Raw genomic sequence first — 24,671 nt, forward strand, 5'->3', positions numbered from 1 at the left:
TGCCTCTCAAAGGCTAAAGCAATCTGGTTTGCCCGGGAGCGATAGACTTATACCCCATAGCCTTATAGCCTTTCTCACGCTTTCGGAACATTCGCTCAAGCATAGGCAGGCCAGTATCCAAGTAATCATAGACAGTGACTTCTAGTTTGCCTTCGGTGTCTCGATGGAGTCTGCCTGCATACTGTGACAGCGTTCCTTTCCATGCGATGGGCAGAGCTAAAAACAGGGTGTCCAGTCGAGGCAAGTCAAAGCCTTCTCCAATGTATTTCCCAGTTGCAACGATGACTTGAACCCTATGCAACTCTTTTTCTGCCAACTGGCGCTCTTTGACGCGCATCCCACCACGTAAGATAACTGACGATATGGATTCAGCATCCAGCAGTGTCGCCAAGGTCTCGGCATGTTCTCGTCGTTCCGTCAGCACAAGGCAATTTGCTTGGTTGTGCGCACAGCTTGCAACATCCTGAACAATGGCCTCATTTCGGGCGCTGCTCTGGGCAAGCCAATGGTAAACCGATGCGATATGGGGCCGCACACTAGGCTGGCAGATGTGGGTGGGTGGCGTTTCGTGATGCTCTCGAACAATGACGTGTTGGATAAATCGGTTACTGTGGTGCGCCTGGGCTTTGTGACGAATGGGCCCTGCAACCATCAACATGATTTTTTGGTGGCCATCCTGACGATCAGGCGTTGCTGTCAAACCAATGACGTATCGAGCGCTGACCTCATTAAGCAACATCTCGTAACGTGGCGCTGAGATATGATGGCATTCATCGATGATGACTTGCCCGTACTCCTTGACCTGCTTCGAGACTGTATTGTCTTTCTTATTGATCAAGCTTTGGTAAGTGGCAACGTCGACCTGCCCAGTAGGTTTCTTTTTACCGCCGCCAATTACACCGATGAGCGCACCCTCAAGGAAGGTGTCGAGTCGCTCCTTCCATTGATCAAGTAGCTGACGACTGTGCGTGAGGATCAGTGTGTTGACTTGCCGCCTGGTTATCACGCCAATAGCCGTTACGGTTTTACCGAAAGCGGTCGGTGCATGAAGTATTCCGGTATCGTGTTGGATAAGTGCCTGCACCGCCTTGTCCTGGTCGCTACGCAGCGTTGCTTTTAGGCTGACTCCAGGTAAAAACTGGCCTGATATTCTACGGTCATCAATGTCCACCGTGATTCCCTGTTTCAGCAGCAGATCTTGAAGCTCATCCAAGCAGCCTCTGGGAATAGAAAGATAACCTTGCTCAATATGGGCGCATGATATGTAGCGAGGGATGCCATGCGTCGAGAAACGAAGCGACTGTGTTTTGAAAAATACAGGATTAGCAAAGCTGGCCATTCGCTTTATTCGTGTCGCCAATGTTCCTGGAATGCCTGATAACTTTATATAAATGTGACTGGTCAGGATGAGCGTGATGCTTTCAGGACATCCAGAAAGCTTCTCTGTATCAACCGGTAACGTTGACTCCCAAGGCAACACAGTATCTACAGTCACACCGGAATTAGCCTCATTGCCGATCAGCTCTTCAAGTTGAGCTGATGCAAGTGTCTGTTGCTGACTGAGCAGTGCCCATTGATCCGGGTATGGCGCAAAGTTGTCGTCGACGAAGACGGTGCATCCGCGACTTCGCGCCTCGTGTTGAAGCGGCAGGGCAATCAGATTGCCAAACCCACCATCAGGCATGGTGTCTTGGTTGGGAAATAGCCGATCATAGGAGTCGAAGGATAAGCCTGGATGAAGCTCCATGGCCTTATCCAACAATTTGAATCCCAACCTCCTCGCTGACGAAGCTTGAACAGCTTCTGAAAAGAAAACCCATAGATGGGCACCCGCACCGGACCGAGAAACCTCCATAAGATAGGGTACGCCTTCACCACGACAGGCCTGGGCTAGTGCACGAACATTCGCTTTCCAGTCCCCCTTATCAAAATCCGCCGCCAGCAAGTAACAAGAGCTATCCGGCAGTAAAGGGTAAAGGCCGGTCACATGTTTGCCAGACAGGTGGTCATAAACTGCATCAAAATCGAGGGGCTTGAAATTTTTGTGTCGACATTCTCCGCACTTGATCCTTGGTTTCTGACAGATGACCGGCATCCACTCGTTCGCACAAGCGACAGCATAGCCGGAACGACCGCCGGAACTCTGCCAGCGAACCGCATAAACATCCTGCCTGCCTCGAAAGAGTTTTCGGTATACTTCAACTTTCTGGCCAGGGGTGAGTAGCGGTAAATCATGTCGGTTTGCAGAGCGATACAGCTCTTGCTTTCGAGAAAGGAGAGCAGCCTTTTCTTGTTCAAGCTCTGATAGTCTCAGCTCAATAGTGACGAGTTCTTGATCTGTGCGGATACCTACCTCGTGCCCAGTAAAGCTATAGGGGTCTACGGTTTAACAGGTTAGAGACGCTTATTTGTAGTCTAGCTTATCGTCAGCACTCGGCTGACAGACCACACTCGTCACCATAAAAATTTACGGCGATCTATTTTGATATAATAGTAATGCATTGGACTGACAACACTGAGGCATGGTGTGACAAAGTTGGTAATATCGAAGATCAAATCCCCTTCCGGAGCGCTCGCTGAGATCGAGCGAGTCAACATTAACATTGCCAATCAATTGCCCGTGTCGTCATGGCTGGATGCTGAATTAGCCGGTACCTTACTTGCCTACCATCCCGTTTCTGTGCAAAAGGTATCGAGGCATTACGAAGTGGTCAGTGGATTTCGCGCGTTTCATGCCGCTAGTGCCTTACTGGATCCAGAGGCCTCCATCTCGGTAGGCATCACAGATGCTCACGAATCTGATCTGGTCAGAGGAGCGTTGTTTGAGCTTATTAGCCATAGCCTGATGCACTGTCCTGAGGCTGTGGATGCGAAAGAGCGCGTCTATCGACAGTTAAAAGAGCTCTCCATTACGCTGCGTAAGACGCACGGCATCAAGGTGCCTAAGAGTCTGTCCACACGCAATCTAAAGGCATTAATGGGATTAGAAGAGCGCCGCATCACGCATTCAAGGAAGCGGAAGTCAGAACTCCAGCGGATCATGGAGTCCCAATGACATGGTGATCCAGGCGGATCTAGAGCAACTGGTAACATTGAGTGGCGTGGAGCTTTCCTGCCTGGAAGAGTTGTTTGCGCTGCTTAAAGCGCCGGATGATCTAACCCACCTTCGTCTGGTGTTGGAAAACGTGAACCGTGCTTTACAGGCAGTTCAGGGAACCCAAAGAATTCGGGAGGATCTTGATGATGCGACCGAGAAAAAGGAGGAGAAAGACCTCTTTCATTACCTTCCTGTCATTACCCAGATTACCGCCGTGCTAAAGGGATGTGATCGCGAAAGCTGTCCAGAGACGTGGTTAGATCAGTCGGGGAAGCAGCGCGGCATTATCAATGACCACCCTGAGTGGGCGATGCTGATTCTTACCCCCGATGCTGAGTGCTATGGCAATGATGCGTATTGGCAGCATGCCGGTGTAGTTATGGCGTGCTCAGCCGTTCAGCGAAAGCGGCACCAAGCACATATCGGCTCCGAAATCACCGCTGCTTGTCGTGATATCCGGACGATTGGCAATGGCAAGAAGTCGCTCGGGCTGTTAGTAGAGATTGAGATGGACACCACGCTTAAAAGCTACCATCAACAATATCTGCTGAAGAGCGACGAGATCCTCGAGCCGCTGTCGGGTATCGAGCTGCTCGTTCGAAAAGTACTCGACCATAAGGGAAAGACGAGAGACGGTGGAGGTGGGGGTGGCCACCCGGCCCGAACGATCGAGCGGCGCGTTGATGTGTCGGATTCGGATGACGAGGAAAATGAGGGGCCAGAAAAGTCGATGCAACTGTTGGAATCGGCCGGTGACGAGCAGGCGCAGGGCCGTCAGCGTGCCGCCGGTTTGCACCCCAAAGAATCCCAGACACTGCGTGCTGTTTCCTTCACGGAAAGTAAAGCATCACCGACATTAGGGTTTGATCTAAGGGACTTGATCCGGCGCCAGAGCAGCCGTATCCAACATATCAGCCAGTCCAACCAGAGGCTTCCTTTTCGCTACGCCAGCTTAAGTCGGGTCGAGCTATCGCTGGCAGCGAAAGCAGCTTTCGAGCTATTTACGGGCCGGGGCCGCTTTGAACAGCGTGATGACGAAGATGTCTATGCCGGTCTACTGCTGCTGTTGATGATCTGGCTTGGACGTCCCGTCGAGCAGATTCTGGGGATGCGGGTCTATAACCATCGACATGAGCTACCGAAACACCGCAAGGACGTACTCGCTTTTTTGATTGAAGAGCACGCCTTTGTGCTCCCCATTCCGTCGCCGGAGTGGCGTAACAGTCTCCAGGACGACGCAAAGAAACTGCTCTTTACAGCCGGTGGGAGCACGCCTGCATTGGTGGATGAGGTGGTAGTGGTCGCCAGTCCCGTGCGGATGGGGAAGTTTATCTCGCGTCTCAGCTTGGTGCGGAAAAGTCGGACAAAATATCGCGAATTGTTTCCCGAATGGCGTCATGGCGGCATTGAGGAGGCAATGCGGGTGGCGGTTTCAAAGATCAACCGCACCCACCGTATGCGGCTGACACCCCGTCGGATCAGTCAAGCGCTATTCGATGAGATCGTCGGCCACTCCAGCGATTGGGTTGATGCTTACCTGTTGACCGGGCACCGTTTCACCGTCGCTGATGTGGCCGCACATTATTACAGCGTGCCGGCTGGCTATCTTGAGACACTCTATCATGCTGCTGCTGTTTCGCTGCGTAACAGCATCTATCAGTACCTTAGCGTGGAAGAGAAGCATTACTACGCCTTCAAACAAGTCGTTCAAAACAAGGGTGACCATGGCAGTAAGCTGAACCTCAAACCGATATTGCTGACACGCCTGGTCAAACACTTGAAAGGCGAACTGCGGGCAGCTAGGCGTCTTCAGCCTGGGGAGGAGAGTTGGCGACAAACGCATAATCACTACGTGGCTTATATCGCTTTCTGGATACTGTTCGCGACGGGCTACCGTGCTGTCAATGACTTGGTTTTTCGCTGGCGGGAAATCGACTTTGCGTCCGGTTTTCTGGCCATTTCCGACAAGGACGACGAAGCGATGAGTCAGGCACGGGTGGTTTGGCTGTTGCCGGAGTTGCGTGATCAAATACGCCAGTATGCGAGCCACTTGGAAGTGCTACAGGCCCGGTTTTATCAACGTGCGTCTCTTTACGAGCACCTCGAAGCAGTGTTGAGTGAGCCTCAGCCAGACGTGCCGCTGATGTTTTTTATCAGTGACAGCTGGCAGATGGTTCAGCTTTCTCCAGAGAATCTGCGGCGCCACGTACCGCTCTTTACGCTGCCAGTCAACGCAAGTCGGCACTATCTTCGCAGTGCTTTGCGTGCTGAAGGGGTTCGTGGCGAACTGGTTAATGCCTTTATGGGGCACGCTCAACAAGGGCAGGAGCCGTTTGGCGCTTTCTCTACCTTGACCCCCGTGGAAATGTTTCGGGAGCTAGCGCCTGTCCTCAGTAAAATGCGCCGGGAAGCGGGATGGACAGTGCAGCAGGGGCTAGCGGATGACTGATCATGTCGAGGAAGTTTGGAGCGGCTGGAAGCTAATACAAGTTCCGGAAGGGGCAGGTGGTGCCGAGGCACGCCATCGGCAGCATCTGCTAAATAGGCGTCGTCACCAAATGGCAGTGCTGGAACTGCTACAGGAAACGCACCCTGGCCTTGTCCGCGGTGAATCGGATGTCAGCGTGCCGACGGATATCGCCCAGCAGTGGGAAGAAGCCCTACAAACCGGTGACAACCGTTCAGTCGTCGAAATTCGCAACAAGGTTAACTTCTTATCACTGGGGCTGTCGCGTGGGCAGCGTGAGTTGGGGTGGGACGTGCGCGTTCCAGCGCCGCTGCACCTGGTCAGGCCAGCGGCGAGTCCTTTTACGCCCTTGTCCTTCAAAAATTTAAGCGATTACCGTGACTGGTGCCAGGATGCCGATCATGAGATTCAGCAGCCAGACTTTCAGGCGCTTCTTTGGCACGGCAATGGAAAAAAGGGACACCGTCGGCTTGAGCCTGAAATGATCAGTTGGGGGCTGTTTCTTTATTGTGTGATTGCCAATGACGGCCTGCTGGGCAGCAAGCACCTGAACTCACTACCATTGGCCACCACTACATTGGCAGTGCACGGGGCTTCTGCCTGGTTGGTGCTGCATGAGACAGTACCGGAAGGCATGCCAAAATCGAAACGGGTGTTGCCACGTAGCCGTTGGCTGTTGGGAGTGTCGGCCTTAGCGGTGTTGATGCGCCACATTCAGCATTTTGGCCACCCTGGCGAGAAGTGTGGCGGTTATCAGCAGGCGAGGACTTATACCCAGACGGCTTGGCTGCATTTCTGTGGCGCTTTAAAGACTGAGCCGGTGTCACTTCCGACGTTTAGCGAGCATGCCTCGACCGCCTTTCGCTTACATGTACCGGCTTATATCGTGAACAGCGCACACGGCAAACACCCAAGCACGTCAATTGCTGAAGAGCGTTGGCATCAGCTGCTCACCGGTGGGTACGTAAAGCATGCCAAGCCAAAAGCCGAGCAGGAGGATGTGCTTCCAGGAGAAGGATCCGGGCTAACGCCAATGGTGACCGAGCGTTGTGAGCGGGACCAACCGTTATATGAAGGGCGTGCGCTGCTGAAATCGTTACACGATACGCTCTATAAGCGTCGTAACCAGAAACGCCTCAGGTTTCGAGACCTTTCTCGCGAGCTGGAAAGTGCCATTGTTGCTTCTCAGCGTATGGCTCCCATCATTGAATGCTTGTGTCGCTGGCTGCTGTTTCTGCATCAGAAGCAGAAGCGAAAGCAGTCGACGCTGTACAAGTATCTCGGTATAAGCATGCCGCTTCTGCAGGCTTTGGGGGAGACGCCGGTTGATCAGGACCGGATGGATGCTCTCATTGAGGCCTATCAGTTCGTGGTCGAACAGGCCAAGACCGAGAAAAACCGCCACTACCGTTGGGCGGTGTTGCGCTCATTCCATTCTTTTCTTGTGATTGATCAAGGCCTGGCCAACGTCTCTATGGTGTTTGCTGACGGTGGGGCAACTATCGCGCATCACGCCGATGCCAATTGTCTGTCAGAGGATGAGTATCGTCTGATAGCTAGCTTTCTGGCCTCCCGCTCGGCAAACATCATGGGGCAAATTCGCTATTGGGTATTTGTGCTTGGATTTCGCGCTGGTCTCAGGATAGGAGAAGCACTTTCCATTCAGTTAGATGATGTCTTGCTCCATCAAGAGGTGCAGGATACTGACGTTACGCTTCTGGTTCGTAACAACGAGTATGTGGGGGTGAAGAGCCATGATTCACGGCGGCAGCTTCCGCTTCATTATCTGCTGACAGACACCGAGCTGGAAGCATTCAAGGCCTTCATCGCCAATCGACAAGAGGTGACCCTTCACGGTCGTGTCATGCTGTTCGGTGAGGGAAGTGGTTCGGTGGCACCGCTACGCGATGATGAGGTGCAGGCAGAGATCCACGAAGCCATGCGACGTATCACCGGGGATTACCGTCTGCGTTTTCATCACCTGCGTCATTCACTGGCTAATTATCTGTTGCTCTCTTTTCATGGGGTGGAGATACCCTGGTCAGCGCCTTCACATCATGCTTTTCTTTGGGACAAGGTCGCTGAGGGTCCCACGCGATCAGGGCTGTACTTTATCGCACAACTGATGGGGCATGCGTCCCCCGATGTGACATTACGAAGCTACTTGCACTTTACCTGCCTGCTCCTTGACCATTATTGTCACAAGCAGTCCTCCTCGATGGAGAGCTGTATTCCGAGCCACGCAATTGCTCAGTTGGAACCCTTGGCCAACGTGCTCCAAATCAAGCCGGCGACCCTGCGTAAGTGGAAAGAGCGTTTCGGCGAAAAACCGCCACGTTGGCTTAATAAGGCCTTTCCCAAATGTTCTGTGATAGACGTAGCTCAGCAGGCATTTGCCCCCTATCCTGAATTGCCAGCCAAGATACTGCTTGAGCGCCAAGGTCTGAGCCAGCTATCGCTGGAGCAGGTTGCCGCCGCGCTGGATGCTTTGTATCAACGCGATTTTGACGACGTTGAGCATATCTTTAATTTGTGTAAAGGCGAGGCAGAGCGGCTAACGTCTTGCGCGCGGCGGGTTCTAACAGCGCGCACGCGGCAGGGGATGAGCGCGTTTCGTCACTACCGGATGACGAAAGGTAAGCAGCCAGCACCGAATGATTTTACCCACCCACGCCTGGCAATGCCGCGCTCCCTGAAGGAACGTCCAGTGGCGAATGCGATGTACCAAGCCATCTGGTCGCGGTGGTTTAGCCATCATCCGGATGCATTGCGTAGGCATCTTCGTTTTTTTTACCGCTACCACCGTGCCACCGACGGTCATGTATGGATTCGCGATGCCGATGATGGCTTGGCCTTTGTGAGTTGGGTGCTGGGTCTGGATGCTCGCATCAGAGCAGTCGTTGAGGTGACACCCAGTGCGCGATCGTCCCTGTCTGAGAAGCAGCAGGTTAGCGAATGGAAGAAGCGATTACCCTCGCATCAACATAAGGTGGAATGGCAATCGAAGGCACCAGGCAACCGTTTTTCAAATCCGCTGGGCACGGGCAACGTTACATTCTATGTTGTTAATAAGAATAAGCGCTCTCGAAGTGGCTACCCCGTGCGCTATGTGCTGGTAATGGCTTGTATCGTTATGGCGGCGGTGGCCAGAAAAACATGATCACATCATGCCGGTGATCGTACTGCACAGGCCTACCAGCTTCGCGTGGGGGAGTTAGTTGATACTTGACAATTGTGTCTGCTGAAAGAAACGCACTATAGCAAGTGTAGATATAGCGATTCCTACCGGAAGGAAGTATGCCAATGCCTGGCAATTTAATATGTAACGTTTTACCTACCAGGCGTCACGGATAGATTCTTACTAATGTTCCGGCGTTGCATTGGGCGGAGGCTTTTAGCGAAGGAAGATAAAGCCTAGCAACCATTGCAGTGCCACGTAAATCATCGAGAAGGGCAGCGGTAGCATTGCCTGGAGTGTAGGTTCAGCAAGGATTATATCCCACGGTCCCGGCTCCATTTCCACGAGATGCCCACCGAATCTGCTAACCTGCAAGAGGAAGGCATTGATGTGTCGGGGTGTATCGGCCACGTACCTGAGTTTGTCAGCACTTGACCGTGCTGGTTGGCGAGGTGCGGCAGGTGATACACGTCAGCCCTCCTTGGTTGGCCCAGCGACGGCGAGCCAACACACCCAAATGATCTGGAAGCGTTGCCCAAGGTAGTGGCTGAAGGCGGCAACTTGAGCGGCCGTTGGTGGTTCAAGGAGAAGAGCTCACGTGTATAGGTAACAGCCATCAACATGGCTGCGCATCAGTGCCAGTTACGCGGCTTTAATGGGGGTCGAGGCAGGCGCCAGGCTTGTCCTAACAGCTGGCCGCGTATGCGAACCTTCGTTTATTTTCTTGCCGAGCGGTTAGTTGTGAACGGAGAGGGCAGGAATACGCATCAGCGTTGAGAGCTGTGATGTACGATCTGCTAACAAGTCGGCAAGCGTATATTGATCCAATACGTTAAGAAAAGCCGCGAGTGCTTCTGCCAAAATTGGCCTCAAGCGGCATGAGGGCGTGATGACGCAGTTATTCTCATCGCGAAAACACTCAACCAGCGCCATCTCATGCTCGGTATCCCGAACCAGCTTCCCCAGTGAAATCGTTTCTGGTTGGCGACCAAGCAGTAACCCGCCATTTTTACCGCGTATGGTGGTGAGATACCCCTTCTGACTGAGTTCTTGGACGATCTTCATTAAGTGATTGCGTGAGATAGAGAACGTCTCTGCTATCTCACTGATCGTAGTGCGCTCTTCGCCTTTAACCGCAAGGTAGAGCAGTACGCGAATGGCGTAATCAGAATAGCGAGTTACACACCGTGCTTACGAAAGCGTTAAAAGTCACTGTCAGTATCAATCTCTAAGGTATATTTGTTCTTTCTAATAAGGCGGTATGCTATGAAATGTCCTATAGATACATTGCGAGGCAGTGTTAACAGCCACAGGGATGTTGTTGCTTTTGATAATGAAAATGAATGGGAGACCTTAGGCGATTCACCCAGGTATACACTCGACGAACTGCTTTATCAGTGTGATCCGGTAGCACCTGAGGCTGATGATATGATTGCTTGGCAGAATCTTAAAAAAGTCGGTCGAGAAGAGTGAGCTACCGTTGCTGACAGTATCGGCGCAAAGAGGAGACGCTCGAGAAGCTGGATACTAGGATAAGCGGATCATGATTGTGCAGGTTATTGAATAGTTAGCCATTTGGCATATATATAGTACTCGTGTATTTTCTGCTATCATCTAAACCAAGCGTGGCATTATTAGAGGTGAGATAATGAATGATGCGTCTCAGTTTTGGATAGGTATATCGCCGATTTTGTTTATCATGATCGCTACATTAATTGCTGGCGGCTATATGGTATACAAGAATATGAAGCGCTCTAAGGGTAAATAAAAGACTTTATGCCTATGATAAAACCTTATGGACCCTGTGAACATATTCCCTCAGTAATGCTGTGCTGAACTCATAGATTGAAGTTTCAATATGCCACATCCATCCCTGCTCGCTACGCACCTGTCTTTGTAACAAATGATACGGAGTCTTGTGGGTATTGGCTAAATTGACAGAAATAAATTAGCCTCCAGGTTATAAGCTCTACTGGTGAATGCGATTCCCTAACGGTTAGATAGAGTGCATCATAAAAAGTTAATTGCTTTAATTAACTTCAATTGTGGAGATAAAGAATGTCATCAGTGTTAAGTGATTATATCAAGAAAGAACAGATGTTGAAGCAGCTTCAGGAAGAACTGAATGCACTTGGCAGTAGCAGTGAATTGAGAAAAGAACTTGAATTTAAAGAAAAATTGCAAGCGCTCATGACGGAGCATGGTAGATTAGCACGTGACGTATGCGAAATGCTAGATCCCTCATATCGCTCTACTTCAGGTAAAAGCGTTAAGGCTAGCACTACAGACGGTCGTAAAAAGCGTCCTTTAAAGGTTTATAAAAATCCACATACAGGTCAGGTGGTAGAAACTCGCGGTGGCAACCATAAGGTTATTCAAGAGTGGAAAGCTAAATTTGGCAATGAGGAGGTTGTTGGTTGGGTCGTTGAAGAAACTGCATAATAGAAGTCTAACTTTCTAAGAGAATACGCACAGCACATTAATTCATTACCTATGTCGCTCTCTGAACTACTCAGTGAGCGACTATTTATTTAAGAGTAAGTGGCTATTCAAAATTAATCGCGTGATCAGCTCCGTAGCCACCGAGTAGGCGATAGACCGCGTTGCAGAGCCGATCAAACGAGAGATACGCACTCAACGGCAGCCATGCGTACTTCATCTGCCGCCATAGAATCTCAATCAGATTCAGCTCCGGCGAGTAAGCTGATAGATAGACCAGGTGCACACGATGCGACATCCACTCTACTATCTTCCGCCTGAAGGCCTTGGAGCGATGCATGCTGGCATTGTCGAGCACCACGATGGCGAAGGTATCGGGGTCTTTCTTGGCCACAAACTGGTCAAACGCTTCGATGACCGTCTCGGTTGTTACCAGGTCCGTGGTGGTGTGGTAGACCAGCTTCCCGGCTCGGCTGAGGAACCCTAGTACATTCAGTCTTCGGCTATGGGAGTAGGCGGTCACCTCGCAGGGCTTATCGATGGGGCTCCACGCGTATGGCACTGACGACGATTGTGAAAAGCCTGACTCATCAAAATAATAGAGCTCGTGTTCGTCCCGGTCTTCACCTTGGTGAAGCGCCTTGAGGAGGCCCTGGGTGTTGCGGAAATCCGTTTCGTTACGCCGTGCCTTCAGTGAATGCCGAATGCGCTTGAAGCTATGGCGATTTTTTTTCAACGCCCGGCGAAGGGTCACCGTGCTGACCGTCTTGCCGGTCTCTTCTTGTAGACGAGCCTGCAAGGATCGAATCTGATGAGGCTGCTCGGGGACCAATTCCTGCAGTCGCTGGTGGTCGTGCTCATCCAGGATCGGCATGCGACCACTGCGGGGCTTGTCGATGAGCCCGTCGAGCCCCGACGCCTCCCACTGTTTGAGCCATCGAGAAACGGCATCGCGGCGGACCTGCAATACCTCACTGATCTGATCGATGGTATGGCCTTGATCACTCAGCAGGATGGCATGCGCGCGCCGACATAGGGCGCGCTTCTCACCATGGTGATAGGTGGAGGTCAGCGTCTGCTGTTCAGATTCAGTGAGAGGGGGCAACGAAGCGCCGTGCCATGATTCCGTCCGTGTCAGGGATCTTGGCATGGATGCTACACGAAGATTTTAGATCAGGCACTTACACTTATGCTCCACAAACCCGCGACGGCAAGATTCGCGCAGATGTAGTGCCCCTTGCGGCGGACGTATCGGGACGGATAAAAACTGTTCAGGTGCGTGACAACCAGGTCGTGCAGCGCGGCGATGTATTGTTCATTGTGGATCGCAGCCGGCTGCAGAATACGCTCAATCGTGCCACCGCTGCTGTAGCCTCGGCAAAAGCCCGGCAGGACTCGGCGGTGCGGGAATGGAACCGCTATGCAACACTGCGTGATGCGGTTTCCCAGCAGGAGCGGGATAACCGCCAATCCGCCATGGAAGAAACCCAGGCGCAATACCAGGAAGCGGTGGCCAACCTCGAATTGGCCTACATTAATCTGGAGCGGGCCGAAGTGCGGGCGCCGGTCAATGGTATCGTCACCAATCTGTCACTGCGGCCGGGTGCTTATGCGGTCGCCGGCGAACCGGTAATGGCGCTGGTGGATAGCGACAGCTTTCATGTCGCGGGATATTTTGAAGAGACCAAATTGAAGCACATTCATGTGGGCGACCAGGCGACCATACATCTCGTCGGTGAAGATCAGCCTCTTACCGGTCATGTGGAGGGTTTGTCTGCCGGTATTGATGACCGGGAGCGTACCACCGCTGCGGGAACCTTGTTGGCCAACGTCAATCCGACCTTCAGCTGGATTCGTCTGGCCCAGCGGATTCCGGTGCGCATCAGTATTGATCAGGTGCCTGCGGGTATCGAGCTGATAGCCGGCCGCACGGTAACTGTCACGCTCGATGGCGCCTATGATATGTTACTTACCAGCGATTCGCCTTGGGCGGACCCGGAACACAACACAAGCCCCTAAGGAGCCTCTGAATAACTACTGCGCTCGGCCATGGTGCGTTGAAATTCTCCTCAAAATGCTCATTTACAGCACGTAAACTGTGCTTTTTCGTCGGATTTCGCCTAGTCTGACCTTCGCTCGCTACGTTCTTCAGAGGCTCCCTAACGGCGTATGTCAGGACGATATCATTGAACGCGTTCATTTCTGAGTTTCTCCACACCCTGCGAATGGGCAAATGCCTGCCTGTGATCTTTTTCTCTGCTGCATTGCTAGGAGGTTGCGCCTTGCCCACGCCTGACAAGGTCGCATCTACTGCCTTGAGCACTGAGCAAGGCCAGGCTACCCAGCTTGGCCAGGCTTTGGCACCGAGGCTGGCCAAGCACCCAGGCAAAAGCGGTATATACGCCTTGGCCGATCCCCATGACGCCTTTGCGGCGCGGGTGCTGCTGGCCCGAGCGGCGGAGCGGACACTGGATGTACAGTATTACATTTGGCATGGCGACATTACCGGCACGTTATTGCTTGAGGAGCTCCACGAAGCGGCTGACCGCGGCGTGCGCGTCAGGCTGTTGCTGGATGACAATGGCACCGCGGGATTGGATACCGAACTGGCTGCATTGGCGTTGCATCCACAGATCGAGGTGCGCCTGTTCAATCCATTCAAGGTACGCAACCCCAAGTGGCTGGGCTATATCACGGATTTCTCCCGGGCCAATCGGCGTATGCATAACAAGGCCTTCACGGCAGACAGCCAGGCCTCCATTGTCGGCGGGCGGAATGTCGGGGATGAGTATTTCGGTGCGACCGAGGGCATTCTGTTTGCCGACCTGGATGTCTTGTCGGTCGGTCCGATTGTCGAACATGTTTCGACCGATTTTGACCGTTACTGGGCCAGCGGCTCCTCGTATCCTGTTGAACAGATCGTACCTGCGGTTTCTGATGAAAGCCTCGCGCAGTTGAGCCAAACCGCGGCGATCCTGGAAAGAGATGACGCTGCCAAGGATTATGTTGAAGCGGTTTCCCAGTCAGACTTTATTCGTGTGCTACTGGCCGGAGAGTTGCCTTTGGAATGGGCTGAGACCCGTATGGTCAGCGATGATCCGGCCAAGGGCTTGGGGGAGACGCCGCGCGAGGGCAGACTGACCTATCAGTTGGGACAAATTCTCGGTGAGCCGAAAGACAGAGTAGTGCTGGTCTCACCATACTTCGTGCCAACAGCCGCCGGCGTCGAAGCCTTCACTGCCTTGGCCGATCAGGGCATTGACATCCGCATTCTGACCAACTCGCTCAATGCCACCGACGTGGCTGCGGTGCATGCCGGTTATGCCAAGCGGCGCAAGGATCTGCTCAGGGCGGGCATTCAATTATTTGAGATGCGCCAACTGTCGCCGCGCATTGAACGCAATGGGAGCGCTGGCCCGTTTGGCAGTTCCGGCTCCAGTCTGCATGCAAAAACCTTTGCCGTGGATGGCGAGCGGATGTTTGTAGGTTCGTTCAATTTCGATCCGCGCTCGGCCAATCTGAATACTGAACTGGGTTTTGTCATCGACAGCCCGACATTGTCTCAGACGGTGCATCACGCCTTTAAAAGCGCCATTCCGGCCAATGCCTATGAGGTTCGCTTGGACGATAATGATCGGCTTTACTGGGTTGAGCGCGTGCGTGATAGGGAGATCCGCTATGATCAAGAGCCGAACACCGGCTTTATCCAGCGCAGTGGCGTATTCCTCCTGTCGATGTTGCCGATTGAATGGCTGCTCTGATATGGGCCGCCCGGACGGCGGATTGGTTAATAAATACCCGCTGGGCATTTATTACTGACAATAATGCATCCTTCTTTACCGACAGGAAACGAAATGATCCGACAGCATGACGCGCAACCGCTGGAAGCAGAACAGACCATAGCTACCACGGAACAGGAAGAGCCAGCCCCGGCCAAAGCCGGACCGGCAAAAAAACTCGCCGGTATTTTGCTGGGGGTCCTGGTTCTATTGATGATCTGGTATGTGGTCACTGATCGCATGGCACCCTATACCCCACGCGGGGCCGTGGCTGGATATGTTGCCCAGCTGACGCCGCGGGTCGCTGGCCAGGTAACCCAGGTGCATGTGCAGGATGGCGACATCGTCGAAGCTGGCACGCCGCTGTTTCAGCTGGATGCCAGGCCCTTTGAGTTGGCCGTAAGGCAGGCCGAGGCCAGCCTTGCCCAGACGATTCAGGCCACCGACGCCTCAGCTGCGGGGATTGTTGCGTCCCAGGCAGCAGTCATTCAGGCCCGCGCCAACCTGGAGAATGCCCGGTCCTCCTCCAGTCGCATCCTGGAGCTGGTACGACGGGGCGTCATGTCGGAAATGCAGGGTGACGATGCGCGGGCCGAACTCCGAACGGCCCAGGCAGAGCTTGAGCGGGCCCAGGCAGATCTGGAAAGTGCCATGCTGGCGCTGGGAGAGAGCGGCATGGAAAACCCCGATATCCGTGCAGCACAGGTCGGACTGGAGCAGGCCCAGCTGGATCTAGAGTTTGCTGCCGTCACCGCGCCCACCCGCGGAGCTATCACCAACATGCAGCTTGCTATCGGTCAGTACGTTTCACCGGGTACACCGGCAATGACCTTCTTCGATGCCAGGGGCGCCTGGATTACTGCTGACCTGCGCGAGAACCAGCTTGGTAATGTCGAGCCCGGCGATCAGGTCCACATACTGTTCGATGCGGTGCCGGGCAAGTTATTCAAAGGCCGGGTCAAGAGCATTGCCTGGGGTATTGACCCGGGGCGGCCTTCGGCCGGAGGACTGATGCAGAATCAACCGGAGAGCGAGTGGTTTGAGCCAGCCCGGCGAATGCCTGTTCAGGTGGAACTTGAAAACGGGCTGAAGGACTGGCCGCAAAGAGTACGTGCCGGTGGGAAGGTCGGTGTAGTGGTGTATGCCAGTGGCACCAGCAATCCGGTAGCCTGGCTGTCATCGCTGCTTTTGCGTATACGTGCCTATCTGTCTTATCTGTATTGAGGTCAATGGCAATGTATGTAGCACCACGCCCGCGTAGGGAAGATGACCCACTGTTTGCCATTCGTCTGGCCAGTGGAGCCGTACTCGGGCTGCTGATTGCACTGCTGGTGCAGTCGCCCATGCCCATGCTCATGCCTGCCTTGATCGTGGGCCTGATGGGTGGCATGCGTAAGGCCTTTGATATCAAGAAAGCCATTGGTGGGCCGGTGGCAATGATGGTGGTGATTACCCTGTTTTCGACGATCGTCTCGCTGACCAGGCCGATGCCCGGTGTATTACTCGTCATCATGGCGCTGTGCTGCATATTTCCGTACTACCTGATCCTGCGTACCGGAAGCCCCATTGGCATGCTCATCCTGATCGGCACTGTCCTGATGTCGGTGATGGGCATGCACTCGATCATGGTCATGGAAATGATGCGTGATGCCTTTATTGAAGCCAGCATTGCTGCGCTGGGTATTATCCCGGTGCTCTATTTTTTACTGCCGGCGGCGGCCAAGGAGAATCTGGTCGAGGTCTATCAGCCCGATGAGCAGGGGCAACATCTACTCAGAGCCGTGATCCGCGGTGCAGTCCTGTTCGGACTTATATTTTGGCTATATACGGTGGTGGATGAATCGAGCCTGATGCTAGCGGTTGCTGCAGTGTTCGTGCTGGTATTCCCAACCCGCGAGAAACTCTGGTCCGAAGCGCTGGAGCGCACCTTTGCCACCGCTCTCGGTGGCGGCTTGGCGCTGCTGATCCTGGGGCTGTTCACTCTGGTGGCGCATCTGAGCGTGTTGGTGATCCTGATGTTTCTTGGCGGACTGTTTCTGGCGAGCCGGATGATCAGCGGCCGGGCCCCGCACATGGTTTACCAGTTTGCCTTTTCAGTAATGATTGCGCTGATCGTTGGCGCGCTGACGACTAATGCGCCGCTTGATTCAACCGTATCGCGGGTCATTCTCACATTGGTCGGGGCCGTCGGCGCTGCGTTCCTAACCAGCTTATTAGAAGCGTTATTAATTGGTCCTCAAAAGCGGACGTCCAACACGGTGATTTAATCGAGTACAGTTGCACTAACGCGGTAGGATTTGAATGACCCACCTGCTGAGGAGTAGCTGATAAGTGCCTGATCTAAAATCTTCGTGTAGCATCCATGCCAAGATCCCTGACACGGACGGAATCATGGCACGGCGCTTCGTTGCACCCTCTCACTGAATCTGAACAGCAGACGCTGACCTACACCTATCACCATGGTGAGAAGCGCGCCCTATGTTGGCGCGCGCATGCCATCCTGCTGAGTGATCAAGGCCATACCATCGATCAGATCAGTGAGGTATTGCAGGTCCGCCGCGATGCCGTTTCTCGATGGCTCAAACAGTGGGAGGCGTCGGGGCTCGACGGGCTCATCGACAAGCCCCGCAGTGGTCGCATGCCGATCCTGGATGAGCACGACCACCAGCGACTGCAGGAATTGGTCGCCGAGCAGCCTCATCAGATTCGATCCTTGCAGGCTCGTCTACAAGAAGAGACCGGCAAGACGGTCAGCACGGTGACCCTTCGCCGGGCGTTGAAAAAAAATCGCCATAGCTTCAAGCGCATTCGGCATTCACTGAAGGCACGGCGTAACGAAACGGATTTCCGCAACACCCAGGGCCTCCTCAAGGCGCTTCACCAAGGTGAAGACCGGGACGAACACGAGCTCTATTATTTTGATGAGTCAGGCTTTTCACAATCGTCGTCAGTGCCATACGCGTGGAGCCCCATCGATAAGCCCTGCGAGGTGACCGCCTACTCCCATAGCCGAAGGCTGAATGTACTAGGGTTCCTCAGCCGAGCCGGGAAGCTGGTCTACCACACCACCACGGACCTGGTAACAACCGAGACGGTCATCGAAGCGTTTGACCAGTTTGTGGCCAAGAAAGACCCCGATACCTTCGCCATCGTGGTGCTCGACAATGCCAGCATGCATCGCTCCAAGGCCTTCAGGCGGAAGATAGTAGAGTGGATGTCGCATCGTGTGCACCTGGTCTATCTATCAGCTTACTCGCCGGAGCTGAATCTGATTGAGATTCTATGGCGGCAGATGAAGTACGCATGGCTGCCGTTGAGTGCGTATCTCTCGTTTGATCGGCTCTGCAACGCGGTCTATCGCCTACTCGGTGGCGTTGCAGAAGAAGTACTCAGATCGTATCAATCATGTGCACTGCAAAGATATCCGCAAAGACGTACTGGCGGACGTGCGCAATCGGGATCTCAGTTTTCTCGACGGAGTACTGAACGGCATGTTTACCGTGCCTGGCGATGGCCATATCGACTACACCACGTTATTCGAAGGACTTCGGGAGAGTGGTTATTCAGGCTAGATGGTGGTTGAGGCGGAGCAGGATCCTGCGGTTGCGCACCCACTTACCTACGCCTGTTTAGGGTATGACAATTTACGCCGCTTCTGTGCCGAAGCCCGTTTAACCGTCGATGCGTAAACCGAACACCGATAGGAGTTGAGAGATGAGTATCTTAGGTAATTTTATCAATGGCCAAGCCGTTGCAAGCCAAAGCGGCCGCACCGCGCCTGTCTATAATCCCGCCACTGGCGAGCAGAGCCTGTAGGTGGTGCTCTCTTCTGCGCAGGAGGCCCAGGAAGCCGTTCGCGTTGCCGTTGAGCCCTTTGCCACTTGGTCGAAAATGTCTCCGCTTAAGCGCTCGCGTATTCTGTTTAAATTCAAGGCGTTGGTGGAGGAGCACACCGACGAGCTGGCGCGGCTTATTTCCCGCGAGCATGGCAAAGTGTTTTCTGACGCCAAAGGCGAAGTAACCCGTGGCCTTGAAGTGGTCGAGTTTGCCTGTGGCATTCCGCACCTGCAGAAGGGCGAGCACTCCATGAACGTCGGCACCGGCGTCGATAGCTACTCCATGATGCAGTCGCTCGGCGTGTGCGCCGGTATTTCGCCGTTCAACTTCCCGGCAATGGTGCCCATATGGATGTTCCCCATTGCGCTGGCCTGTGGCAATACCTTTGTCATGAAACCGTCGGGAAAAGATCCCTCTACGCCGCTGCGCTTAGCAGAGCTGCTGACAGAGGCGGGCCTGCCGGATGGCGTCGTCAATGGTGATAAAGAAGCGGTGGATTTACTGTTGACCGATGAGCGTGTTCAAGCCGTCAGCTTTGTGGGGTCTACCCCGATTGCCGAGTACATCTACGCCACGGCATCAAAACATGGCAAGCGTGTTCAGGCGCTGGGCGGTGCCAAGAATCACATGGTGATCATGCCGGATGCCGATCTTGATCAAGCCGTTAGTGCACTGATGGGCGCCGCTTACGGCTCCGCTGGCGAGCGCTACATGGCCATTTCGGTGGCGGTGCCCGTGGGCGAGGAGACCGCCCAGAAGCTGCGCAAGAAGCTTGAAGCTGAACTCGCGAACCTGCGTGTCGGGCCTGGCCTGGTCGATGGCCCCGATAACGATATGGGCCCACTGGTGACTCGTGAACACCTGGAAAAGGTCAAAGGCTATATTCAAACCGGCGTAGACGAAGGCGCTGAACTGGTGGTGGATGGCCGCAAAACGGCGGTGGACGGCGCTGGTGATAGTTTCTTTATTGGCGGCACGCTGTTTGATCACGTCAAGCCCGGTATGCGCATTCACTCTGAAGAGATTTTCGGCCCAGTGCTGGCGATTACCCGCGCTGCCAGCTTCGATGAAGCAGTCAGCATGGTCAACGCGCATGAGTACGGCAACGGCACGGCGATCTTTACCCGTGATGGGGATGCCGCGCGTCAATACTGCGAGCAGATTCAGGTCGGCATGGTCGGCGTTAACGTTCCCATTCCCGTGCCCATGGCGTTTCACAGCTTTGGCGGTTGGAAACGCTCACTGTTTGGCCCGCTGCATATGCACGGCCCGGATGGCGTGCGTTTCTACACACGCATGAAAACCATTACCCAACGCTGGCCTAGCGGTATTCGTGAAGAGACCAACCACTTCACCATGCCAACACTTTAATTTTCTTCGCTTGCTTTGCGCCGTGTCCATCAGTCACGGCGTTCTTAATTTTTCCAGCTTACTTCTTGATGCCATTCATCATCTCCACCCTATGCAAAGCATACGGTCATTGCTGGCAAAAGTTCAGTCATATATTAATTATAATTAATATATTCGGTCAGATCACTATGCAAAATACGCCTAATTTCCAGAATTGCTTTAGCGGTTTCCTGGACACTGTGACCGGAAATAAGTACTTTTTCAGAAGCTGCTCCTGCCAAGCGGGCGCTAGCGTAGGGTACTAGCCCGTCGTCGGAAGCCTCTAAAGGCACGCTGGGGTCACGTTGGGCAATGATCGAATGGTATTGAACCCGAGAAGAAATAGGGAGCGTTGCCGTGGCGCTGATGAAGGGGTCTGTCTCGCTCAGGTTGTCGATACTGTTGGGGAAACGCTGGCGGCTCCCGTCTGACTGTTTTTGGATATTGGCCAACGTTTTAATAACATCATCGAATTCTTCCAGTAAGGTTAGCGGCAGTCGCACAAGACGGGCCACTGCTCTCCCTAGGCGATGGCCCGCCACTGGCGTACCTCGATGCGGAGCAGCAATGAAGATTGCTCGATGAACCTCGGGTAGCGGTTCAAAATGCAGTAAGGGGTCTAGGTGTTCCTGGACGAGCGTCAGTTGCTCTTGGGACATGTCGTGACTTTCCACTAGTCTCCACAGACTGTCTCCACTGGAGGAGACCATCAGGCGTGCCAAAACGCCTCCCATACTGTGACCAATCAAAACGATACCTTGTGAAGCAAGTGTCTCAGAGGTTGGGTCGAACTGCTGCAGGGTCTCGGCAACGGTACGACGGATCCACGCATGATTCAGGGCGAGTGGCATATTGGTGGGATAGTAGATTTGCCACACTTGAAAATTTTGCCGTAAGGTTTCATCGCCCAGAACTTCATTGGCAACATTAACCCAGGCTTCAGGGCTGCTGCCAAGACCATGCAGCATAAGTATGACACGCCGTTCAGGATCGAAGGGCTGCATCATATAGAGATGCGGTCGATTGATACCTTGACGTTGGCCGAGTAGTGAGCGGAGGGCCTGACGTGAGAATCCAGATTTTGCTAACCACAAGCCATAACCTGCGGTGAAATTCGCGGCTAAAGGAACCTGCTGCCCATGTAGTTCGATGCTCTCATCTTGATAGGGATTGCGTATTATCACATCAAGTGCATCGGTGGATAGCACATGAGCGAGGTCTTCGCCGGGAAAATGGAGCAGTGCGGTAAGTGCCGGAAAAGGCATTTCGCTATAGACCCTAGCACGATGAAGCGCAAGGCTATCGTCTATTACTGCTACCAGTTCGGCACCAAAACCGTCACGTCGATACGTGCTGCGCAAACCAGAAAATACCAGTGAAGATGCTGGGATAAGCTCCTCGGGCACATCGTTCTCGTCGGCGAAATGGAGCCCGGTTATGTCAGTGGTAATATTCCAACCAGTAAGAGTAGGCGTGTCATAAGCAGAGAGGCTAGCGCTGCTTTCGGCAGCTGCGATATTCTGTTGAAACAGCCCGGAAATAACTTGTTGAACTGCATAATTATAGTAGTCCCGTACCTGCATCTGACGATCTTCGAAGGCGCGTTCCCCAGGTGATCGTTCAGTGAAGAATAGGTAGGCATAGGCATGTCTGGCAACCTCTACCCACGCGTTAATGTCAGTCTCAGAGCGAGGAATATTGCTTGATGACCCTGTGCGCGACATTGCCACTTGAAGCCACAGCTCTGCAAGTGCTGAAAGCTGCCGCTCATCATCTATGCCAAGCGCATTGGCTAAGGCAACGACACAATTTTGGGAGGACTCACGGCATGGGCCTTCGTCCAGACCGATAACATGAATAGTTTCCTGCGTGGCTGCGCTCAGCTCGCCCGTGGTAAGTAGGTCCCCACGCTTAAGTGCAATGTACTCACCAGGAGTGAGCGAAGAGACGCCGACCATGGCGCAACCGCTCGACAGCGTGGTAAACAGTAGGATTATGATGAAAAGCCTAGCTGGGTTCACAATGACACCTTATTAATTTTAAGTGTATGGGGTTCTCTTCATCCGGCCATGGTGCCGATGATTAGCGCATTGACTAGATCGATGAAGAACCCGCACACTAGCGGAACGACGATGAAGGCATTCGGCGCCGCACCGTACTGGCGTGTGACTGCGGTCATATTTGCGATAGCCGTGGCGGTGGAACCGAGTGCGATACCGCCGAAACCGGCGCACATTACAGATGCCTCGTAGTCTTTCCCCATGACATGGTGCACTACAAAGATCACGAACGTGATAGTTAGTAATATCTGTATGGCCAGGGAGATAGCGATGAAGCCCAAAACGCCTTGTAGCTCCCAGAGTTGCAGCCCCATTAGCGCCATGGTCAGGAACAGTCCAAGGCTCATATCTGAGATCAGGGCGATGCCGGGTTGCATACTCGGCCAGTTCCACAATCGACCTCTGCCTTCATGGGTGATTAAATCGCACAAGCTGCGCAACATGATGCCAGCCAGCAGGCAGCCCACGAAGTTTGGTAGCTTCAGGCCACTTATGCTGATCAGTGCAGTCAATCCTTGACCTAGCATTAGGGTTAGATTGAGCCAGAAGAGGGCTAGCAGCACGCCATGATAATCGAGTCGCAGTAATGGCTCATCTTTGTGTAGAGTGCTGATTTCAAGCTCGGCGTCGCCGGAAGGGCGGGTGTTATATCTGCGTATAAGGAGGCCGGCAATTGGGCCACCAATCAGGCAGGCCGCTAGCAACCCAATCATATTGGCGGCCAAGCCAAGCTCGCCGGCATTGATGATGCCGAGTTCCTCAACGAAGTAAGGTGTCCAGGCCATAGTGGTGCCAACGCCGCCAGTCAGTGAGATTGAGCCAACCATTAGTCCCGCGCGGGCATCCATGCCAAAACCGGTAGCGATAGCCATGCCAGTGAAGTTCTGCAGCACGATGAAACTACTTGCCAATACCAGAAGTATCATTAATGGACGCCCACCCTTGACCAAGTTACTGATCTGGGAGTTCAAGCCAATGGCGGCGAAGAAATACAGCAAGAGCATGTCACGCGCACTAAGCTCAAAGAAAACACTAATATCGAAAACGTAATATAGAAGACAGACGATGGCCGCGCATAACGCACCGCCGACCACCGGTTCGGGAATGCTGTAGCGGCGTAGTAAGAACCAACGCTGGGTGAGCCCTTTGCCGATGAACAGCAATAGGATAGCCAGAGTGAAACTGAGAAAGGCGTTGATCTCTAACGATGGCGGCATATGGTGCCTTTATTGTCGTTGAGTAGAAAAAAATGCCAGATGGTCATGGTGCTAGAAGTTCATGCAGCATCCGCGTGTGAGCATGTCGCAGGGAGTCAACGGTGGCAGTAGCGGTGGTTTCGTCAAAAATCATTTGCCAGACAGCACCGTACAGTGCTGGAGCCATCAATAGCGCAGCGTCATCAAGGAAGGCGCTGTGGCGGAGGTGGCCATTATTGGCAGCGGCTTTCAAAATAGCCTGCTGCTCGGCGAGATACTTGTCGATAATCTCTCTGCGCCAAAAGTCAACTAGGTGAGGAATACGTCGGCTTTCCGTCAGCAGCAGTTTTAATGTAGCAATGACGTCTGGGTCACCCAGTTGGCCATAAAGATGGTCAATAAAGGATTTTATCGCTTCATTCAGCGACTCACCGCCAGTTAGTACCCATTGCTGATTGTTGAAGCTTGGCGTCAGGCGCTTTAACAGCAATGCTTCAAATATCGACTCTTTACTCTTAAAGTGGGCATAAAGGCCACCTTTCGAAAGCTCTGCTCGCTGGGCGATATCCTCCATACGGGCAGAGGAGAAGCCATGTTGTGAAAATTCCACCAGGGCCGCACGGAGTATTTGTTCTATACGAACGTCAGAAGGAAGACGGCGATGTTTGCGAATAGGGTTAATAGCAGGATAAGACAAAGCGAAGTTACTCATCAGTAGGCGTATGAAAGGCGTTATTTTTTATCACTTCTTGTTCTCCAGTGCGAGAAACTGCATGCTCGAGAGTATCCCTGACCAGCATAACGGGGACAGGAGCGATACGTGCCACTTGCTCCGCATCGCTGCCGAGAAGTAAGCGTTGCACTCCGCGCCGACCATGGGTGCCCAGAATAATGAGATCGGCCAAGGATGTCGTTGCATGGTCAGCGATGAGTTCCGATACCCGCTTTCCATCGGCCTCTAGAAGTACTGTAGTGACGATGACCCCCTGTGCCTCTAGCTGGCCGCGTGACCTGTCGAGAAGAGTATTGCCCACTTTCAGAAAATAGGGCCTGACTTTTTCGATATAGGCCCGTGGGCTTTCGAAGCCATTGGAGTACTCCAGTGCATTAACGACATGAAGTAGCTCGATGCTGGCGCCGGTCAACTTGGCCAGGGAACTTGCCTGAGCCAAGGCTAAAAGGGAGGTGCGGCTGCCGTCGATGGGTACAAGCAATTTTTTGTACATAGT

General features: G+C 53.4%; 15 protein-coding genes and 4 pseudogenes. 12 read left to right on the forward strand and 7 right to left on the reverse strand.

Annotated features, from left to right (window positions below; all coding sequences use genetic code 11):
- Positions 1-13: 13 nt before the first annotated feature.
- On the reverse strand, positions 14-2,347 hold the full coding sequence (locus U738_RS00245) for a DEAD/DEAH box helicase (RefSeq protein WP_035576461.1): 2,334 nt from the start codon (positions 2,345-2,347) through the stop codon (positions 14-16).
- Positions 2,348-2,527: 180 nt separating this feature from the next.
- Here U738_RS00245 and U738_RS00250 point away from each other — a divergent pair, with 180 nt between their 5' ends.
- From U738_RS00250 to U738_RS00260, 3 genes are read left to right on the forward strand one after another with little or no spacing between them, the layout of a single operon-like run.
- A complete protein-coding gene (locus U738_RS00250; RefSeq protein ID WP_035576462.1) occupies positions 2,528-3,055 on the forward strand; it encodes a hypothetical protein in 528 nt (175 codons plus the stop codon).
- Position 3,056: 1 nt separating this feature from the next.
- A complete protein-coding gene (locus U738_RS00255; RefSeq protein WP_035576463.1) occupies positions 3,057-5,546 on the forward strand; it encodes a hypothetical protein in 2,490 nt (829 codons plus the stop codon).
- Positions 5,539-8,724 (forward strand): tyrosine-type recombinase/integrase, encoded by a 3,186-nt coding sequence (locus U738_RS00260; RefSeq protein ID WP_035576464.1) that lies wholly within the window; start codon positions 5,539-5,541, stop codon positions 8,722-8,724. Before U738_RS00255 ends, U738_RS00260 begins: the two co-directional genes overlap by 8 nt.
- 753 nt (positions 8,725-9,477) lie before the next feature.
- Here the strand turns inward: U738_RS00260 and U738_RS00265 are convergent.
- Positions 9,478-9,912, reverse strand: a pseudogene (locus tag U738_RS00265) (RrF2 family transcriptional regulator); the annotation flags it as partial.
- A 96-nt stretch (positions 9,913-10,008) separates the two neighbouring features.
- Between U738_RS00265 and U738_RS00270 the strand changes: the two are divergent.
- Together U738_RS00270 and U738_RS00275 are read left to right on the forward strand one after the other, a co-directional pair.
- Positions 10,009-10,215, forward strand: a complete 207-nt coding sequence (locus U738_RS00270) for a hypothetical protein (RefSeq protein WP_035576466.1) — start codon at positions 10,009-10,011, stop codon at positions 10,213-10,215.
- Between the two features lie 585 nt (positions 10,216-10,800).
- Positions 10,801-11,184 carry a histone-like nucleoid-structuring protein, MvaT/MvaU family gene (locus U738_RS00275; protein ID WP_035576467.1) on the forward strand — a complete coding sequence of 128 codons (384 nt, stop codon included), beginning with the start codon at positions 10,801-10,803 and terminating at the stop codon, positions 11,182-11,184.
- A gap of 103 nt (positions 11,185-11,287) precedes the next feature.
- On the opposite strand, the gene U738_RS22785 is transcribed toward U738_RS00275, so the two are convergent.
- A protein-coding gene (locus U738_RS22785) for an IS630 family transposase (protein WP_152561112.1) occupies positions 11,288-12,302 on the reverse strand; the annotation gives its coding sequence in 2 pieces (ribosomal slippage) (positions 11,288-12,280 and positions 12,282-12,302; 1,014 coding nt in all).
- Positions 12,303-12,333: 31 nt separating this feature from the next.
- Here U738_RS22785 and U738_RS00285 point away from each other — a divergent pair.
- From U738_RS00285 to U738_RS00320, 7 genes and pseudogenes are all read left to right on the forward strand, one after another.
- Complete coding sequence (locus U738_RS00285; protein ID WP_235208620.1) at positions 12,334-13,200, forward strand: efflux RND transporter periplasmic adaptor subunit; 867 nt, start codon at positions 12,334-12,336, stop codon at positions 13,198-13,200.
- A 167-nt stretch (positions 13,201-13,367) separates the two neighbouring features.
- The gene (locus U738_RS00290) at positions 13,368-14,942 is read left to right on the forward strand and encodes a phospholipase D family protein (RefSeq protein WP_235208621.1); all 1,575 of its coding nucleotides are present in this window, start codon (positions 13,368-13,370) and stop codon (positions 14,940-14,942) included.
- Between the two features lie 93 nt (positions 14,943-15,035).
- A complete protein-coding gene (locus tag U738_RS00295) occupies positions 15,036-16,184 on the forward strand; it encodes an HlyD family secretion protein (protein ID WP_081898998.1) in 1,149 nt (382 codons plus the stop codon).
- A 5-nt stretch (positions 16,185-16,189) separates the two neighbouring features.
- Positions 16,190-17,227, forward strand: coding sequence for an FUSC family protein (locus U738_RS00300; RefSeq protein WP_081898999.1), 1,038 nt, complete (start codon positions 16,190-16,192; stop codon positions 17,225-17,227).
- A 124-nt stretch (positions 17,228-17,351) separates the two neighbouring features.
- Positions 17,352-18,330, forward strand: a pseudogene (locus U738_RS22790) (IS630 family transposase); the annotation flags it as partial.
- Positions 18,329-18,649 (forward strand): annotated as a pseudogene (locus tag U738_RS23535) (TIM barrel protein); the annotation flags it as partial. The pseudogenes U738_RS22790 and U738_RS23535, both read left to right, overlap by 2 nt.
- A 25-nt stretch (positions 18,650-18,674) precedes the next feature.
- Positions 18,675-20,168, forward strand: a pseudogene (locus tag U738_RS00320) (CoA-acylating methylmalonate-semialdehyde dehydrogenase).
- A gap of 134 nt (positions 20,169-20,302) precedes the next feature.
- On the opposite strand, the gene U738_RS00325 reads toward U738_RS00320, so the two are convergent.
- The 4 genes from U738_RS00325 to U738_RS00340 form a co-directional block, all read right to left on the reverse strand.
- Complete coding sequence (locus U738_RS00325; RefSeq protein ID WP_081899129.1) at positions 20,303-22,144, reverse strand: esterase/lipase family protein; 1,842 nt, start codon at positions 22,142-22,144, stop codon at positions 20,303-20,305.
- Positions 22,145-22,245: 101 nt separating this feature from the next.
- Positions 22,246-23,463 carry a sodium/glutamate symporter gene (gene gltS, locus U738_RS00330; protein WP_035576471.1) on the reverse strand — a complete coding sequence of 406 codons (1,218 nt, stop codon included), beginning with the start codon at positions 23,461-23,463 and terminating at the stop codon, positions 22,246-22,248.
- Positions 23,464-23,506: 43 nt separating this feature from the next.
- The gene (locus tag U738_RS00335; protein WP_051912739.1) at positions 23,507-24,154 is read right to left on the reverse strand and encodes a TetR/AcrR family transcriptional regulator; all 648 of its coding nucleotides are present in this window, start codon (positions 24,152-24,154) and stop codon (positions 23,507-23,509) included.
- Positions 24,147-24,668, reverse strand: coding sequence for a universal stress protein (locus tag U738_RS00340; protein WP_081899000.1), 522 nt, complete (start codon positions 24,666-24,668; stop codon positions 24,147-24,149). The genes U738_RS00335 and U738_RS00340 overlap by 8 nt, the downstream gene beginning before the upstream one ends.
- Positions 24,669-24,671 lie beyond the last annotated feature (3 nt).

It is taken from the genome of Halomonas sp. TG39a, assembly GCF_000744395.1.
Taxonomy (GTDB): domain Bacteria; phylum Pseudomonadota; class Gammaproteobacteria; order Pseudomonadales; family Halomonadaceae; genus Vreelandella; species Vreelandella ventosae_B.